This window comes from Cellulomonas sp. P5_E12, from assembly GCF_054049315.1.
Genome location: NZ_JBFUMP010000012.1, coordinates 47,135 through 63,835, shown reverse-complemented (window position 1 = coordinate 63,835; position 16,701 = coordinate 47,135). Strand labels below are relative to the sequence as shown.

The window sequence follows — 16,701 nt, the reverse complement described above, 5'->3', positions numbered from 1 at the left end:
TTAGCACTCTCCGGTGGAGAGTGACAGAATCACCCCGGCCGTCCGGTGAGGGCCGTCGCACGCGGGACAAGACCGCGGGTGGCGTGCCCGTCCGTCGCGGGCACCCTCGGCCGACCCGAACCCAGTGAAGGATCACAGCCCCATGGCCAAGATCATTGCCTTCAACGAGGAGGCCCGCCGCGGCATCGAGCGGGGACTCAACATCCTCGCCGACACCGTCAAGGTCACCCTCGGCCCGAAGGGCCGCAACGTCGTCCTGGACAAGAAGTGGGGTGCCCCCACGATCACCAACGACGGCGTCTCCATCGCCAAGGAGATCGACCTCGAGGACCCCTTCGAGAAGATCGGTGCGGAGCTCGTCAAGGAGGTCGCCAAGAAGACGGACGACGTCGCTGGCGACGGCACCACCACCGCCACCGTGCTCGCCCAGGCGCTCGTGCGCGAGGGCCTGCGCAACGTCGCGGCCGGCGCCAACCCGATCGCGCTGAAGAAGGGCATCGAGAAGGCCGTCGAGGCCGTCACCGCTGCCCTGCTCGCGCAGGCGAAGGACGTCGAGACCAAGGAGGAGATCGCCGCCACGGCCGCCATCTCCGCCGGCGACCAGGCGATCGGCGACCTCATCGCCGAGGCGCTCGACAAGGTCGGCAAGGAAGGCGTCATCACGGTCGAGGAGTCCAGCGCGCTGGGCCTCGAGCTCGAGCTCACCGAGGGCATGCGCTTCGACAAGGGCTTCCTGTCGGCGTACTTCGTGACCGACCCCGAGCGTCAGGAGGCCGTCCTCGAGGACGCGTACGTCCTGCTCGTCGAGTCCAAGATCTCGAACGTCAAGGACCTGCTGCCCCTCCTGGAGAAGGTCATCCAGGCCGGCAAGCCGCTGTTCATCGTCGCCGAGGACGTCGAGGGCGAGGCCCTGGCCACGCTCGTCGTCAACAAGATCCGTGGCCTGTTCAAGTCGGTCGCCGTCAAGGCCCCCGGCTTCGGCGACCGCCGCAAGGCGATGCTGCAGGACATGGCCATCCTCACCGGTGGCCAGGTCGTCTCCGAGACCGTCGGTCTCAAGCTCGACACGGTGGGCCTCGAGGTCCTCGGCACGGCGCGCAAGATCGTCGTCACCAAGGACGAGACCACGATCGTCGAGGGCTCCGGCGACGCCGCCCAGATCCAGGGCCGCGTCACGCAGATCCGCGCCGAGATCGAGAACTCGGACTCGGACTACGACCGCGAGAAGCTCCAGGAGCGCCTCGCCAAGCTCGCCGGCGGCGTCGCCGTCATCAAGGCGGGCGCGGCCACCGAGGTCGAGCTCAAGGAGCGCAAGCACCGCATCGAGGACGCCGTGCGCAACGCCAAGGCGGCCGTCGAGGAGGGCATCGTCGCCGGTGGTGGCGTGGCGCTCATCCAGGCCGGCAAGACGGCGTTCGAGGGCCTCAAGCTCGAGGGCGACGAGGCGACCGGTGCGGCGATCGTGAAGCTCGCGATCGAGGCCCCCCTCAAGCAGATCGCGATCAACGCCGGTCTCGAGGGTGGCGTCGTGGCCGAGAAGGTGCGCAACCTCCCCGTGGGTCACGGCCTCAACGCCGCGACCAACACGTACGAGGACCTGCTCGCCGCGGGCGTCAACGACCCGGTGAAGGTCACGCGCTCCGCTCTGCAGAACGCGGCGTCCATCGCCGCGCTCTTCCTCACCACCGAGGCCGTCGTGGCCGACAAGCCGGAGCGCAACCCCGCGCCGGCCGGTGGCGGCGGCGAGGACTTCGGCGGCGGGTTCTGATCCGCTGACGCGAGTCGCGCGGCCTGACGGTCGCACCAGCTAGAGCACGAAGGGCCGGTCACCTGCGGGTGGCCGGCCCTTCGCGCGTCCCCGAACGCGCCGAGCGCCCCCAGGACTCCGAGCGGCTGCAGGCGAGGAACCGCGAGGCTACTGGCGGTAGCTCGACAGGAAGTTGCCCATGCGTTCGATCGCCTCCGCCAGGACACGCGCCTCAGGGAGCGTGACGATGCGCAGGTGGTCCGGGGTCGGCCAGTTGAAGCCCGTGCCCTGCACCAGCAGGATGTGCTCGCTCACCAGCAGGTCGTAGACGAGGCGGGCGTCGTCGCGGATCTCGTGCACGTCCGGGTCGAGCCGCGGGAACAGGTAGAGGGCGCCGTCGGGTCGCACGCAGTCGACGCCGGGGATCGACGTCAGGCCGCGGTACGCGACGTCGCGCTGCTCGTGCAGCCGGCCGCCGGGGGCGATGAGGGCGTCGATGCTCTGGATGCCGCCGAGGGCCGCCTGGACAGCGTGCTGCGCGGGGACGTTGGGGCACAGGCGGGTCGAGGCCAGCAGGGTGATGCCCTCGAGGAAGCCCGTGGCGTGCTGGCGGGGGCCGGTGACGACGAGCCAGCCGGACCGGTAGCCGGCCACGCGGTAGGTCTTGGACAGGCCGTTGAACGTCAGGCACAGCAGGTCCGGCGCGACGGTCGCCATGGGGATGTGCTGCGCGCCGTCGAACAGGATCCGGTCGTAGATCTCGTCGGAGAGCACGAGCAGGCTGTGCTCGCGGGCGATCGCTGCGATGCCCTCGAGCACCTCGCGCGAGTAGACGGCGCCCGTCGGGTTGTTCGGGTTGATGACGACGATCGCCTTGGTCCGGGGGCCGACCAGCGACCGGATGTGCTCGAGGTCGGGCTCCCAGCCGGCGGACTCGTCGCACCGGTAGTGCACCGGGACGCCGTCGGACAGCGACGTCATCGCGGTCCACAGCGGGTAGTCCGGCGACGGGATGAGCACCTCGTCGCCCTCGTCGAGGAGCGCCTGCATGACCATGGTGATGAGCTCGGAGACGCCGTTGCCCAGGTAGACGTCGTCGACGTCGATCTCGGGGAAACCGGGCTCGGTCTCGTAGCGGGTGACCACGGCGCGGCGGGCGGACAGGATGCCGCGCGAGTCCGTGTAGCCGTGCGCGTGGGGGATGGCGGCGATCACGTCGCGGACGATCTGGTGCGGGGCCTCGAACCCGAACGCGGCGGGGTTGCCGGTGTTCAGCCGCAGGATCGTGTGGCCCTCGGCCTCGAGGCGGACCACCTCGTCCAGGGCGGACCCGCGGATCTCGTAGAGCACGTTCTTGAGCTTCGACGACTGGTCGAGCGGGCGCAGCGGCGGCATCTGTCGAGCGTATCGCCGGTGCCTGCGACCCCGGCCGCGGGGGCACCCGCCCGCGCCGCACGCGCCGGCCGGGTGATCCCGGCCCCGGGCACCCGCCCGCGCCGCGCGTGCGCCGACCGGGCGTCGCTAGTGGTGTCGGCCGCGATCCCGCGCCGGCACGCGCAGCCCGGATGCCCGCAGACGCGTGATCAGCTCCTTCGCGCTGACCAGCTGCGCCCCGAGCGCGACGAGCTCGTCGATCCGCTGGTCGGGCACGTCGTAGTGGTCGAGGTCGAAACCCCGGGGCGGGATGCCCGCCCGGGCCGCGAACGCGTGCAGCTCCTCGAGCGACGAGTCGCTCACCAGGTGGCCCCAGAGCATGCCGTGGTTGGGCCACATCGGCGGGTCCACGAGCACGGTCACGGCCCGAGCGTAGGCGCGGGTGGGACACGGTCACACGCTGAACAGCCGGGACGCCTGCGACTCGGCCTCGGCGTAGGTCCGGGCGGCCGACTGCATCGCGGCCACGATCTGCTCGAGCGATGCGTCGAGGCGGGTCTCCGTGGCTGACCAGTCCGTCAGCACGCCGGCGAACGCGGTGGCGGCGGCGCCCCGCCACGACCCCTGCAGGTCGGCGAGCTGGCGGTGCATCGCCGCCACCTCGCTGCGGATGGTGCCCGCCCGCGCCTGCACGCTCGCCGCCGCCTGGGCGACCTGCGCGCTGTCGACCTCGTACCTGCTCATGTGACCTCCGTCGGTGACCGCCGGGGCGGTCCCGGCCGATGAGCGACGACGGTAGGAGGCGGCACTGCGCGGGAATCGGCCCGGTGCGTGATCGGTGGACGGCAGCCGCAGAGCGCGGGGTTGTGGGCGGCTCGGCCGCGATGCGCGGGTGCTGAGGCGTGTGCCACAGGGGCGCATGACTGCCGGGCACAGCGCTGCGCAGTGCAGGGTGTGCGGCCCGGGTCGAGGGCACCGCTGCACCCCGACCCGGGACCGACCATCAGCCCGTCACCACAACCACCCGCAGCCCGACCAGAGACCCGCACGGCGATGCACGCGAGAGCGCTCCCACAGGATACGCGGGCCATCGTGCAGAAACGAGCCGCCCGCGAGACGAGCAACGTCCGAGCAGATGCAGGTCAGGGCCTCCATCTGCTCGGACGTGGTGAAGAACGCGACCTCAGGTGTGCGCGGCGCTCGAGCCCTCGGACGGGGTGCCGTAGCCCGCGGCGCCGGACGCGGCCGGGGCCTCGGCGGCGGCCGTCGCGGCGGCGGCGTCGATGGCGCGCAGCTCCTTCTCCAGCCGCTGCAGCTCGCCGGAGAGGTTCTGCCGCGCGGGTTCCTCCCAGGCGGCGCCGAGCGGGCTGACGAACAGAGACGGGCGGGCCAGGAGCTTGTGCAGGATGCGGACGCGGGCCCGCAGGTAGTCCTCGACGGGCAGGTGCGCGTACTCGGTGCGGATGTCCTGCACGTACGCCTTGTACTTCTGCGGCTCGGTGGCGAGCATCGCGAGGTCGGCGTCGCAGAGCACGGCGCAGTCGAAGTCCACCGGGTTCGGGGCGTGCCGGACCAGGGCGACGACGAGGTCGTGCACGCGCTGCGCCCGCTTCTCGGGGACGCCGAGCGTGGTCAGCTCGTCGAACGCCAGGCTCGCGCTCGCGATCTCGTCCTCGCCGCCGCGGTTGGCGTACGCCTTGCGGTCGGCGGCGTCGAAGATCGCGCCGTGGTACCAGGCGGCGAGCCGCACGACGTCGGGCTGGTGGGTCTCCTCGACCAGCTCGTCGACACGGCTCAGCACGTCGACCAGGTGCTTCAGGTTGTGGAAGGCCCGGCCGGGGGAGCCCCAGCGATCGACCAGCGCCTGTCCGGCGTCGCGGATCTGCTCGGTCGGGGCGGTGGCGCCGGCTCCGACAGCACTGCGGACGTATGCGGACAACAACCACTGCGGTGCGTCATGGACGCCCATGAAGTTCAGCCTTACTCCGACGGTAGGAACCCGACATGGTAGCCCTCAGACCTGAGGCTCGTGGGACGGAACGGGGAGGGTGACCCGCACGGTCGTCCCCCCTCCGGGTGTCTGCTCCAGGCTCACCGTCCCGTCGTGGGCGTCGACGATCGCGGCGACGATCGCCATGCCGAGCCCGGCCCCGCCGGAGTCGCGTCCGCGGCTGGCGTCGACCCGGTAGAACCGCTCGAACACGCGCGCGGCGTGCTCCGGGTCGATGCCGGGGCCGTGGTCGCGGACCTCGAGGGCCGCCTGCCCGGTCGGCAGGGTCCCCACCGCGATCTCGACGGGTGTGCCGGGTGGGGTGTGCTGGACGGTGTTGCCGACGAGGTTCGCGAGCACCTGGCGCAGGCGCGACTCCTCGCCGACGACGAGGCACGGGCCGCCGGGGGCGCCGTCCACGAGCGGGACCAGTCGGGTCGGCCGCGAGGGGTCGAGGGCGTGCAGGTCGCTCACGGCGTCGGCGGCGAGCACGGTGAGGTCGACGGGGCCCATCTGCATGGGTCGGCCCTCGTCGACGCGGGCCAGCGCGAGCAGGTCCTCGACGAGCGCACCCATGCGGATCGCAGACTGCTCGACGCGGCGCATGGTGTCGTCGACCTGGTCGGTCGTGGTCAGCGCGCCCATCCGGTAGAGCTCGCCGTAGCCGCGGATGGTGGCCAGCGGGGTGCGCAGTTCGTGCGAGGCGTCGGCGACGAACCGGCGCATGCGCGCCTCGGACGCGGTCTGCGCGCCGAACGCCTGCTCGATCTGGGCGAGCATCCCGTTCAGCGCGGCGCTCAGGCGTCCGACCTCCGTGTGCTCGGACGCGGCAGGCACGCGCTGCGACAGGTCGCCGGCGGCGATGGCGGCGGCGGTGGTCTCGATCTCGCGCAGCGGCTTGAGCGACCGGCGGACGGCCCACGTGCCGGCGACGGCGCCGAGAATGACGATGCCGAGACCGCTCAGGAGCAGCACGAAGCTCATGTGCCGGACGGTGCTCTCGATGTCGCCGAGGGGAAGCGCGACGACGATCGATCCCGCGAGCGTGTCGTTCGAGTACAACGGGTACGCGACCGCGCGCCAGGTCGAGCCCGGTTGCGTCGAGCCGACGGTGTACGGGTCGCCCTCGATCTCGGCCGCCCGTTCCGAGCTCAGGTCGGGCACCTGCGGCGTCCCGTACCGCGTCACGGCCGAGGGGGAGATGTTGGTGTCCTCGTAGCCGTCGAGCTGCACGCGGACGTAGTAGTCGCTCGGCGCCATGTCGCTGCCGAACCCGCGACTGAGGCGCTGCACGGTGCTCTGCGCCAGGTCCCCGCCCTCGGTCTGGAGCTTGCTGTCCACCTGGTCGACCAGGGTGCTCTCCAGCAGCGCGGCGCTCGTGGCTCCCGCCAGCACCAGGCCGACCGCGAGCAGGACCGTGACGATGCCGACGAGGCGCGAGACCAGCGTCGTGCCGGCCCACCAGTCGCGCAGGGCGCCGAACCGGCGGCGGCCGGGAGCGGCGGGTGCGGGCGCCGTCTCGCTCGGCTGCTCGACCACGACGTCAGCCGTCACGACGACTCGCGCAGCAGGTAGCCCACCCCGCGCTTGGTGTGGATCAGCGGGGGCAGCCGCCGACCGTCGGCGTCGTCGATCTGGTCGATCTTGCGGCGCAGGTAGGAGATGTAGGACTCGACGATGTTGGCGTCGCCGCCCCAGTCGTACTGCCAGACGTGGTCGAGGATCTGCGACTTCGAGAGCACGCGGCCGGGGTTGAGCATGAGGTAGCGCAGCAGCTTGAACTCGGTGGGGGACAGGTCGACGGGGTGCCCGGCGCGGACCACCTCGTGCGAGTCCTCGTCGAGCTCGAGGTCGGCGTATCGCAGGACGCTGCTGTCGTCGTCGAGACCCGGACGCGTGCGGCGCAGCACGGCGCGGATGCGGGCGACGACCTCCTCCAGGCTGAAGGGCTTGGTGACGTAGTCGTCGCCGCCGACCGTGAGCCCCTGCACCTTGTCCGCCGTGTCGTCACGCGCCGTGAGGAAGAGGACGGGGACGTGCTGGCCCTTCTCACGCAGGCGCCGCGTGACGGTGAAGCCGTCCATGTCGGGGAGCATCACGTCGAGCACGACGAGGTCGGGCTCGACCTCGCGGGCGAGCCGCAGCGCGGACGCCCCGTCGGCGGCGGCGTGGACCTCGAACCCGGCGAAGCGCAGCGACGTCGCCAGCAGCTCGCGGATGTTCGGCTCGTCGTCGACGACGAGCAGACGCGCCTCGGGGGTGCCCGACGACGCGGTCGTGTGGGGAGTCGACATACCCCGAGTCTGGCCCTGGAGCCTGGGAGTTCGCTGGGTGAACGCCGGACGGAATGAGGCACGCCATGAGCGCTGCCTTGTGATGACGCGCACGCGTGACAGATTCATCCGGGCGGCAAACATGGACGTCTGACCAGCAATCGGACAGATGCGTGGTCCGTTCGTTGCAGATCACCGGTTGCGCGGGAGTACCGTCTCCGCGTGACTACCCCCGTGCACGGCGGCCCTCGCCCGGTCGTCACCGTGATCCAGAGCTCCCCCGACGTCTCGCTCGACCGCTTCAGCGAGTGGCTCGGCGACGTCGAGCTGCGCCTCGTCGCAGCGTTCGCCGGCGAGATCGTTCCCGTCGCGAGCGAGGTCGGCGACGGCCTCGTCGTCCTCGGCGGCCAGATGTCGGCCTACGACGACAGCACCGCGCCCTGGCTCCCCGAGCTGCGCGCGCTGCTGGCCGACGCGAGCACCCAGGGCGTCCCCACGCTCGGCATCTGCCTCGGCGCCCAGCTGCTCGCCGCCGCCCGCGGCGGTCGCGTGCAGGTGGCGACCCCTCCCGGGCGCGAGACCGGCATCGTGGACGTGCGCTGGCGGCCCGAGGCGGTCGGTGACGCCGTCGTCGGCCCCGTGGCCGCGCTCGCGGACGACCGGCACCGCACCCCTCAGCCGAGCATGCACGCGGACGCGGTCGTCGACCTGCCCCGCGGCGCGGTCTGGCTCGCCTCCTCGGCGATGTACCCGTACCAGGCCTTCCGCGTCGGCTCCGCATGGGGTGTGCAGTTCCACCCCGAGGCCCGAGCGGCGACGCTGCGCTCCTGGGCCGACGCGTACGACGACGTCGACACCGAGGCGGTGCTGTCCGCCTACGCCGCGCGCGAGGCGGAGGTGACGGCCGCGGGCCGCGCGCTCGCCGAGTCGTTCGCGTCCCACGTGCGCGCCAGCGCGCAGGAGCCAGTCACCGCCTGATCACGCACGACAGAGCGCCCGACCCCTTCAGGGATCGGGCGCTCTGTCGTGCGTCAGTCCTGTGCTTGTGGGCGGCCTGAGCCTCCGCTGCGCTGCGGCTCAGTCCTCCAGCTCGGCGGCGGTGTCCAGGTCCTCGGCGTCGACGATCGAGTACGCGTAGCCCTGCTCGGCCAGGAACCGCTGACGGTGCGCGGCGAAGTCCTGGTCGACGGTGTCGCGCGCGACGACCGTGTAGAAGTGCGCGGTCCGCCCGTCGCCCTTGGGTCGCATGATCCGTCCGAGGCGCTGGGCCTCCTCCTGGCGGGATCCGAAGGAGCCGGACACCTGGATGGCGACGGACGCCTCGGGCAGGTCGATGGAGAAGTTGGCGACCTTGCTCACGACGAGCTTGGTGATCTCGCCCGACCGGAAGGCGTCGAACAGCCGCTGGCGCTCGTGCACGGTGGTCTCACCCGTGATGAGGTCCGCGTTCAGGTGCTCCGCGAGCGTGTGCAGCTGGTCGAGGTACTGGCCGATCACCAGCGTCGGGTCGCCCTCGTGCTTGGCGACCAGCTGCTCGACCACGCGGTTCTTGCCGCGGGCGGTGGCCGCGAGGCGGTACTTCTCCTCCGGCTCGGCGATCGCGTAGGCCATGCGGTCGGCGTCGGGGAGCGTGAGGCGGACCTCGACGCAGTCGGCGGGGGCGATGTAGCCCTGCGCCTCGATATCCTTCCACGGGGCGTCGAAACGCTTGGGGCCGATGAGGCTGAACACCTCGTCCTCGCGGCCGTCCTCGCGCACCAGCGTGGCGGTCAGTCCGAGGCGGCGGCGGGCCTGCAGGTCGGCCGTCATGCGGAAGATCGGCGCCGGGAGCAGGTGGACCTCGTCGTAGACCACGAGGCCCCAGTCCCGGGCGTCGAGCAGCTCGAGGTGCGTGTATACGCCCTTCCGCTTCGTCGTCAGCACCTGGTAGGTCGCGATGGTGACCGGGCGGATCTCCTTGCGGGCGCCGGAGTACTCGCCGATCTCGTCCTCGGTCAGCGACGTGCGCTTCACCAGCTCGTCGCGCCACTGGCGGGCGCTCACGGTGTTGGTGACCAGGATCAGGGTCGTCGTCGACGACCTCGCCATGGCACCCGCGCCGACCAGCGTCTTGCCGGCGCCGCAGGGGAGCACGACCACGCCGGAGCCGCCGTGGAAGAAGTTGTCGACGGCGTGCTTCTGGTACGGCCGCAGCGCCCAGCCGTCTTCGTGCAGGTCGATCTGGTGGGCCTCGCCGTCGACGTACCCGGCGAGGTCCTCGGCCGGCCAGCCGAGCTTGAGCAGCACCTGCTTGAGGTGGCCCCGCTCCGAGGGGTGGACGATGACGTCGGTCGCGTCGAGCCGGGCGCCCAGCAGGCCTGCGGTCCGCTTCGACCGCACCACCTCGGCGAGGACGGCCGGGTCGAGCGCGTGCAGGACCAGCCCGTGCACCGGGTCCTGGACCAGCTGCAGGCGGCCGTAGCGGGACATCGTGTCGGCGACGTCGACCAGCAGGGCGTGGGGGACCGGGTAGCGCGAGTACTCGAGCAGGACGTCGACCACCTGCTCGGCGTCGTGGCCCGCGGCGCGCGCGTTCCAGAGGCCCAGCGGGGTCAGGCGGTAGGTGTGCACGTGCTCGGGTGCGCGCTCCAGCTCCGCGAACGGGGCGATCGCGCGGCGGCAGGCCTCAGCCTGGTCGTGGTCGACCTCGAGCAGGAGCGTCTTGTCGCTCTGCACGATGAGGGGGCCGTTGGTCACGAGGTCTCCTGACGATCGTCTGCTGGTGCTGGTGCTGCCGCGCGGGTGACGGTGGCGATGCGGTGCACGGCCACCGTCAGCTCGGACTCGCGGGCCGTGTCGATGGCCCGCAGCCGGCCGCCCTCGACCCGCAAGGGACGAAGAAGCCGCCGTTGCGGTACGCCGTGCGAGCCGACCAGCTCCACCCACACCTCGGCCTTCTCGGCCGCCGCCTCACGCAGGAGCACCAACGCGTCGACGGGGTCGGCTGTTCCCGCCGGCGGCGGTGGGAGCGGGGGCTGGACCGCGCGTCGAGCCGGGAGCGGCGGGAGCGCGCCGGGCAACCGCTCGACCTCGTCCGTCTTGCGCTCCTGCTCGGCCCGACGCAGCAGCGGCACGAGCGCGAGGAGCCGCTCGTCGCTCACGGTCTCCCGGGAGGCCGTCGGCGCGTCGGTCGTGCGACGGCGGGCTCCCGCCGTGGCCCGACGCCCGACGCGGCGCACGGTCGAGACGACGTGCACCACCTGACCGTCGGGACCTTCCGCCACGGGCGCGAGGCCGTGCGCGCGCAGGGCGTCGACCAGCTCCCTGACGGGCGCCTGCGCCGCCAGCACGGTCGGCGCGAGCCGGACCAGGCCGAGGGACGCCAGGCGCGGGTCCTCCGCGAGGCCCGCCAGGAGCGAGGGATCGTCGGCGCGCACGTAGCCGGACGCCGAGCCGACCCGGAGGCGGCCGTGGCGACGCGCGGCGTCCCGGACGAGGTACTCCAGCGGCTGCGGGACGCCCGACCTGGCGTGCGAGGCCAGCTCGCCGAGCAGGCCGTCGGCGGTGGAGCCGGCATCGAGGGCGCGGCGCACCGACTCCGGCGTGAACCGCACCGTCAGCGCGCCGCCGCGCGACTCGACGTGCGCGGTGCGGTCGAGCAGGTCCTCGAGCTCGGGGCTCGGTCGACCGGGCACGACGCCCGTGAGGTCGCCCTGGAGCAGGATCTCGTCGACGGCGGGTGGCAGGGCGGCCGCGAGGGCGTCGGCGGGGTCCGCGGGCTCGGCGCCGACCATCGGGGCGGTCTCCAGCAGCAGCGCGCGGCCGGCGTCGGACAACGCTCCCGCACCCAGGATGCCGAGCCGTCCGGCCTCGATCAGGATCGCGTTCACGGCCGCCGACGGTGGCACCGACCGCGGCGTCCGCCAGCGCAGGATCGCCACCACGTGCGCGGCATCGAGGGCGGTGCCCGGCGGCATCTCGGCCAGCACGTCGAGCACCGACCGGCGCAGCCGGGGCGCCCACGTGCGCTGCAGCTCGGGGTCGAGCGCCGCCCGCACGCCGCCGCGGTCGTCGCGACTGCCGACGAGCCACGGCGTGCGCAGCATCGAGCGCCAGGTGCGGGCCAGCGCCGCCCAGCGCTCGGGGACGTCGCGGACGGCCCATTCGTCGACCGCCACGGTGGGCGCGAACGACGGGTTGTCCTCGCCGTCGTCGGCGACGAACGCGGCCGCGCCGGCCAGCTCGATGACGAACGCGGCCTCGGCCTCGTCCGTCTCGAGCGCCATCGCCACCCGGCGCAGCTCGCGCACCCCCAGGCCGCCGCCGCGCAGCACCCCCGGCGGCGTGTGCTCCCAGAGGCGGACCAGGCGCGCAACGAGCAGGACGCTGCGCTCCCCGGCCGCCGCGGACTCTGCCGCGACCAGCCCGTGGTGCCGCAGCGGGACCCCGTCGGGGACGCCGGGCGGGAACGCCGGGGTCGGGTGCGTGCGGCCGCCGCGCAGCGCGAGCGCGACCGCCCGGGGCAGCACGACGTGGCGGGAGTCGCCGGGCAGCAGCAGGTGCCGGCGCAGCAACCAGTCCACGGCCGCTGCCGCCGCGGTGCTGTTGGAGGGTGCGAGGCCGACGGGCGGGCCCCAGAGCAGGGCGTCCAGGACCGGTYGGGCACCGGTGGGGGCGGCGTCGAGGAGGGCCGGCAGGTCGGTGAGGTCCGCGGGCTCCGGCGTCGGGCCGCGTCGGACCCCGAGGTCGAGGGGGGCGAGGCCGGCCGGGTAGGGGCCGAGGACCTCGGCGAGGCCCGGGGAGGGCAGCAACGGCGCATCGTCGTCGGGGGTGTCGGGGTAGACGAGGGTGCCGACGACCGCGAGCCGCAGCGCCCGCTCGACCAGGGCGATGCCGGCGTCGTCCGTGGCCCCGAGCGCCGCGGGCAGGTCGGCGGCCGTGACGGGTCCCGGGTCCGAGAGCGCGACGACCGCCTCGAGCACCTGCAGCACGCTCGCGTCGACTCCGGCCAACGCGCGCTCGAGGCTCGACCTGCTGGTCGCGCGGACCGCCAGCGACGACAGCGTCGCGGGCGACGGCGAGGCCAGGTCCGGTCGGCTGCGCAGCAGCGCGACGAGCTCGTCGTCGCTGCGTTCGCGCAGGTAACCGGTGAACGTGGGCATCCGCACAACCTTACGTGGCGCTCGCGCCGAGCGGGTGGTTCAGTACTGACCGGTAACCGAGCGCGGGCGTCTGGCAGTCTCACCGTCGGCATCTCGCACGTCTCGCACACGGAGGTCCGCACGTGTCCCTCGCTCCCGACGTCCTCGCCGGCCTGCGCGCCGACGCCGCCGCGCAGCTGCCCGAGATCGTCGCCCTGCGGCGGGCCCTGCACCGGACTCCCGAGATCGGCCTCGACCTGCCGGCGACCCAGCGGCTGGTCCTCGACGCGATCGAGCCGCTCGGGCTCGAGGTGCGCACCGGCGTCGGCCTCAGCTCCGTCGTCGCCGTGCTCCGCGGGGGACGTCCCGGGCCGGCGGTGCTGCTGCGCGGCGACATGGACGCCCTCCCCGTGACCGAGGACTCGGGCGAGCCCTTGACGTCGGAGAACGTCGGTGTCATGCACGCATGCGGGCACGACCTGCACGTCGCCGGGCTGGTGGGCGCCGCGCGGCTCCTGGTGTCGCGTCGCGACGACCTCGCGGGCGACGTGGTCTTCATGTTCCAGCCGGGGGAGGAGGGCAACCACGGCGCCCGGCTCATGATCGAGGAAGGTGTGCTGGACGCCGCCGGTGACCGGGTGGTCGCCGCCTACGGCCTGCACGTCATGTCGTCGATGCTGCCCACCGGCCTGGTGATCTCCCGCGCCGGCACCATGCTCGCCGCGGCGGACTCCGTCGTCGTCACCGTCCACGGCCGGGGCGGTCACGGCTCCATGCCGCACCTCGCCGCCGACCCCGTGCCCGTCGCGGCCGAGATCGTCCTGGCCCTGCAGGCGATGGTCACGCGTCAGTTCGACGTGTTCGACCCGGTGGTGGTCACCGTCGGCAAGATCGAGGCGGGGACGACGAACAACGTGATCCCCGCGACCGCCGTCCTCGAGGCCACCGTCCGCACGTTCTCCGAGTCGACCCACGCCGTCGTGCCCGACCGGTTGGCTCGCGTCGCCGAGGGCATCGCGGCCGCGCACGGCCTGACCGTCACCGTCGACTATCAGCGCGGATACCCGGTCACGTCGAACACGCCCGCCGAGGTCGACCGCGCGGCCGGCCTGGTCCGCGGCCTCTTTGGCGAGCAGGCCTACCGGACCGCGCCGCAGCCGATCTCGGGCGCCGAGGACTTCTCCTACGTCCTGCAGGAGGTGCCGGGCACCTACCTCGGCCTCGGCGCGACGCCGGCCGGCCAGGACCCGACGACCGCGGCCTACAACCACTCCGCGCAGGCGACGTTCGCCGAGGAGTCGCTGGCCGTCGGCCCGGCCGTGCTCGCCGCGCTGGCGCTCGATCGGCTGGCGGAGGGCTCGTAGTCAGCGCCCCGCGGTGGTTGCCGGTGCTCGGGCCGCGAAGTGCGCCGTCAACCTCGGGCTGCCTCTCGCTGCCGACGTCTCGACGTGCCTCGGCGCTGAGCACGCGCGCGCTAGATCGGGTCGCCGCTCTGGCAGCGCGTCTCCTGGCGGGCTGCCGCGCATGCCGACGACGCGGGGCGGCCGCCTCAGGCGTCAGGTGCGTAGTAGTTGTCCGTGGCGGTCGGTGAATCGCCATCGGCCTGAGTGGTCGCGGGTGATCTCGATGCCTCGGTCGTGCACGACCTCGTGGTGGTGCCAGCACAGCAGGCAGCCGGTGCGCACGTCGGTGGAGCCACCGTCGCGGTGCCAGTGCTCGGTGTGGTGGACCTCCGACATCGCCGGTGGCGCGTCGCAGCCGGGGTACCGGCAGTGCTGGTCGCGGGCGATGATCGCCCGGCGTTTGGCTCCCGTGTAGGTGCGTTCGGCCCGTCCGACGTTCAACACCTGGGACTGGGGTCCGAACACGACCCGGGTGATCGCCGAGTCACACGCGAGCCGTGCGAGCACGCTGTCCGGGATGGGACCGGTGCCGACCAGCTCCCCGACCGCGAACCGCTCGACGTCCCGGTCGGCGTTGGTGGTTGGCCGCGGTGCAGTTCTCCCGCCCGGCGATGCCGAACCCGCCGACGCGTCGTCGTCGTCGCGACCAGCCGCAAGCGGCGCACGGGTCGCACCCGTAATCCCCGGTTCGCTTCCGGCACCCTTCGCAACCGTGCCACCCGTCTCGGACGTCGCCAGTGGGTGGCCGCCGGGGGCGCGGTCCAGGGCACGCTGCAGGGTCTCGAGGTCGACCACGGCGGTGATGTGGGGGCGGTGGGTCCCGGTCGCACCGGTCAGGTCCCGGTCCAGGACCAGGCGGGTCAGGTTCACCAACGCACCCGCGCGGCGCCGCGCCGCGGGCTCGCCCACGCTGTCCGCACTCGTGGACATCACCGCGGACAGGGCCGCCTGCAACGCGTGGCCGTGCTCGGTGGTCAAGAACCCGCGCAGGTGGCACCCGTCCATCGTCTGGGCCAAGGTCAGGAACTCCCGGTCCGACGCATCCCTGTACCCGCGGTCGTCGGCGGCCGGGTCCGCGTGCGCGGCCCAGCGGCGGGCCAGCAGCTGGAACTGGGAGACCGGCAACACCCGGGCGAACTCCAGCAGAAACTCCTCACCGCACTCCTCGGCCGGCGCCGCCAACGCCGCACGACGGTCCTCGGTGTTCGCCACCGCGGCGATCGCGTGGGCGGCCGCCAGGGGCACCGTCCCGGCCACCGCKTCGGCCGCGGTGGCGGGCAGGTCRTCGCGCARCGCCCGCCCGAGCCTGACCAACCGGGCCGCCTCCGCATGCGGGACCCGACCCTGAGCCGCSAACCACGTCGTGATCGAGCGGGCACCATCGAGCGTCCACCACCCGTCCGCCTCCACCACAGGAACCACGCGCGCCGCGATCGCGGACAACCGCCCCGCCAACCCCAGGGCCTCCCGCACCACCTCGACCGCAGCCGCACCCTCAAGACGTCCCGCCGATGAGCTCGGGTCGGCAGCGACCGCCAACGCATCGACCGCTGCAGTCAGAGCCGCGATGGCCTCGAAAGCGGTCGGCCCAGCAGCTGCGGCGGAGTCGGCGCGCGCAGTGCCCGTACCCCGGGAGAACTCCTCGATCGACACCGCCAGCCACCTCAGTCGCGTCACCAGGATGGACCCGGGAATCAGGTCCGAAAATCCCGCCACAAAGAAGTGTTCCAGGCACCACTGACATTCACCGGTGCATTCGTTCGCACGGTGAGACGTGGGTCGACCCTGCATCGCAGCAGGTCAGAAGGGCATCGAGCCGTCCACAGCACCCGTATTCCACGCATTGATCCACAGGACGGATGAATGGGGAAGACTTGCGAGAGAATTCACGCGCCGTGACGCGGGGCGCACGCCACGCACGTCGTCGCGGTCGGACGCGCCTCCAGCCGCTCGTCGGGGATCGCGGCCCCGCAGACTTCGCACACCCCGTACGTGCCGCCCTCGAGCCGTGCCAGGGCGAGCTCGACCGACTGCAACCGCTCCGACGCGTCGCGTGCGAGGGCATCCACCTGCGCGCGCTCGAAGGCGATCGTGGCGCCCTCGGGGTCGTGCTCGTCGTCGGCATTGCTGTCCCGCGAGGCGTCGACCACGGCGTTGTGCTCACGCTGGAGCGCGGCGAGGCGCGCGACCGTGGCGGCTCGCAGCGAGTCGAGCCTCGCGCGGGCCGTGGAGGGCGTCGCGAGGTCCGCGGGCCGATGAGGGTCGTCGCGAGGTGCGGCAGGTGAGGAGGTCATCCCTTGCCCCAACGCGCGCCGGCCGCGCGCGCTTCCGAGGCCACGTGGGGTTTTCCCGTGCCGTGGCCGGTAACCTTGTGGCCAGTACGTCTTCTTCTCATGAACGGGGTTCACCGTGCCTACCGGCAAGGTCAAGTGGTTCGACACCGAGCGCGGCTTCGGGTTCATCGCCGGCGACGACGGCGGCGAGGTCTTCCTGCACGCCTCGGCGCTGCCGGAGGGCGTCAACGCGCCGAAGCCCGGCGCGAAGGTCGACTACGGCGTCGCGGACGGCCGTCGCGGCCCCCAGGCACTCTCGGTCAAGCTCTTGGATCCCGTGCCCTCTGTCGCGAAGGCGTCGCGCAAGCCCGCCGACGACATGGCCGTCATCATCGAGGACCTCATCAAGGTCCTCGACCGCGTCGGCAACGACCTGCGTCGTGGCCGCTACCCCGAGAAGGCTCGTGGGGTTCAGTACGCCGCCCTGCTGCGAGCCGTCGCGGACGACATCGAGGCCTGAG

The 16,701-nt window shown here is 72.8% G+C and carries 14 protein-coding genes; 4 read left to right on the top strand and 10 right to left on the bottom strand.

What is annotated here, in order from left to right; genetic code table 11:
• Positions 1-142 precede the first annotated feature (142 nt).
• Entirely contained in the window at positions 143-1,768 is a 1,626-nt protein-coding gene (gene groL / locus ACXJKA_RS11675; RefSeq protein WP_456825368.1) for a chaperonin GroEL, read from the top strand.
• Positions 1,769-1,915: 147 nt separating this feature from the next.
• Here the strand turns inward: groL and ACXJKA_RS11670 are convergent, their stop codons facing one another.
• The 6 genes from ACXJKA_RS11670 to ACXJKA_RS11645 all read right to left on the bottom strand — a co-directional run bounded on the left by ACXJKA_RS11670 (position 1,916) and on the right by ACXJKA_RS11645 (position 7,405).
• A complete protein-coding gene (locus ACXJKA_RS11670) occupies positions 1,916-3,142 on the bottom strand; it encodes a pyridoxal phosphate-dependent aminotransferase (RefSeq protein ID WP_456825367.1) in 1,227 nt (408 codons plus the stop codon).
• 126 nt (positions 3,143-3,268) lie between these two features.
• Positions 3,269-3,544 (bottom strand): DUF4031 domain-containing protein, encoded by a 276-nt coding sequence (locus tag ACXJKA_RS11665; RefSeq protein ID WP_456825366.1) that lies wholly within the window; start codon positions 3,542-3,544, stop codon positions 3,269-3,271.
• 30 nt (positions 3,545-3,574) lie between these two features.
• Positions 3,575-3,865: a WXG100 family type VII secretion target gene (locus ACXJKA_RS11660; RefSeq protein ID WP_456825365.1), complete on the bottom strand. Its 291-nt coding sequence runs from the start codon at positions 3,863-3,865 to the stop codon at positions 3,575-3,577.
• A gap of 439 nt (positions 3,866-4,304) precedes the next feature.
• Entirely contained in the window at positions 4,305-5,090 is a 786-nt protein-coding gene (locus ACXJKA_RS11655; protein ID WP_456825364.1) for an HD domain-containing protein, read from the bottom strand.
• 45 nt (positions 5,091-5,135) lie between these two features.
• Positions 5,136-6,665: a sensor histidine kinase gene (locus ACXJKA_RS11650; RefSeq protein ID WP_456825363.1), complete on the bottom strand. Its 1,530-nt coding sequence runs from the start codon at positions 6,663-6,665 to the stop codon at positions 5,136-5,138.
• On the bottom strand, positions 6,662-7,405 hold the full coding sequence (locus ACXJKA_RS11645) for a response regulator transcription factor (protein WP_456825362.1): 744 nt from the start codon (positions 7,403-7,405) through the stop codon (positions 6,662-6,664). Before ACXJKA_RS11645 ends, ACXJKA_RS11650 begins: the two co-directional genes overlap by 4 nt.
• Before the next feature lie 201 nt (positions 7,406-7,606).
• Between ACXJKA_RS11645 and ACXJKA_RS11640 the strand changes: the two genes are divergently transcribed.
• Positions 7,607-8,362 carry a type 1 glutamine amidotransferase gene (locus ACXJKA_RS11640; RefSeq protein ID WP_456825361.1) on the top strand — a complete coding sequence of 252 codons (756 nt, stop codon included), beginning with the start codon at positions 7,607-7,609 and terminating at the stop codon, positions 8,360-8,362.
• A gap of 99 nt (positions 8,363-8,461) precedes the next feature.
• Here the strand turns inward: ACXJKA_RS11640 and ACXJKA_RS11635 are convergent, their stop codons facing one another.
• Positions 8,462-10,120, bottom strand: coding sequence for a DNA repair helicase XPB (locus tag ACXJKA_RS11635; RefSeq protein ID WP_456825360.1), 1,659 nt, complete (start codon positions 10,118-10,120; stop codon positions 8,462-8,464).
• Positions 10,117-12,525, bottom strand: a complete 2,409-nt coding sequence (locus tag ACXJKA_RS11630; protein ID WP_456825359.1) for a helicase-associated domain-containing protein — start codon at positions 12,523-12,525, stop codon at positions 10,117-10,119. Before ACXJKA_RS11630 ends, ACXJKA_RS11635 begins: the two co-directional genes overlap by 4 nt.
• Before the next feature lie 122 nt (positions 12,526-12,647).
• On the opposite strand from ACXJKA_RS11630, the gene ACXJKA_RS11625 reads away from it, so the two are divergent.
• Positions 12,648-13,868, top strand: coding sequence for a M20 metallopeptidase family protein (locus tag ACXJKA_RS11625; RefSeq protein ID WP_456825358.1), 1,221 nt, complete (start codon positions 12,648-12,650; stop codon positions 13,866-13,868).
• Between the two features lie 192 nt (positions 13,869-14,060).
• Here the strand turns inward: ACXJKA_RS11625 and ACXJKA_RS11620 are convergent, their stop codons facing one another.
• Both ACXJKA_RS11620 and ACXJKA_RS11615 read right to left on the bottom strand, forming a co-directional pair.
• A complete protein-coding gene (locus ACXJKA_RS11620; protein ID WP_456825357.1) occupies positions 14,061-15,698 on the bottom strand; it encodes a DUF222 domain-containing protein in 1,638 nt (545 codons plus the stop codon).
• 95 nt (positions 15,699-15,793) lie between these two features.
• On the bottom strand, positions 15,794-16,201 hold the full coding sequence (locus ACXJKA_RS11615) for a TraR/DksA family transcriptional regulator (protein WP_456825356.1): 408 nt from the start codon (positions 16,199-16,201) through the stop codon (positions 15,794-15,796).
• A 115-nt stretch (positions 16,202-16,316) separates the two neighbouring features.
• On the opposite strand from ACXJKA_RS11615, the gene ACXJKA_RS11610 reads away from it, so the two are divergent.
• Positions 16,317-16,700, top strand: coding sequence for a cold-shock protein (locus ACXJKA_RS11610; RefSeq protein ID WP_055917071.1), 384 nt, complete (start codon positions 16,317-16,319; stop codon positions 16,698-16,700).
• The last annotated feature ends 1 nt before the right edge of the window (position 16,701 follow it).

Coding starts and splice junctions, on each gene's coding strand:
- ACXJKA_RS11615 (WP_456825356.1), bottom strand. CDS start 16,201: ATGACCTCCTCACCTGCCGCACCTCGCGACGACCCTCATCGGCCCGCG.
- ACXJKA_RS11660 (WP_456825365.1), bottom strand. CDS start 3,865: ATGAGCAGGTACGAGGTCGACAGCGCGCAGGTCGCCCAGGCGGCGGCG.
- ACXJKA_RS11645 (WP_456825362.1), bottom strand. CDS start 7,405: ATGTCGACTCCCCACACGACCGCGTCGTCGGGCACCCCCGAGGCGCGT.
- ACXJKA_RS11655 (WP_456825364.1), bottom strand. CDS start 5,090: ATGGGCGTCCATGACGCACCGCAGTGGTTGTTGTCCGCATACGTCCGC.
- groL (WP_456825368.1), top strand. CDS start 143: ATGGCCAAGATCATTGCCTTCAACGAGGAGGCCCGCCGCGGCATCGAG.
- ACXJKA_RS11670 (WP_456825367.1), bottom strand. CDS start 3,142: ATGCCGCCGCTGCGCCCGCTCGACCAGTCGTCGAAGCTCAAGAACGTG.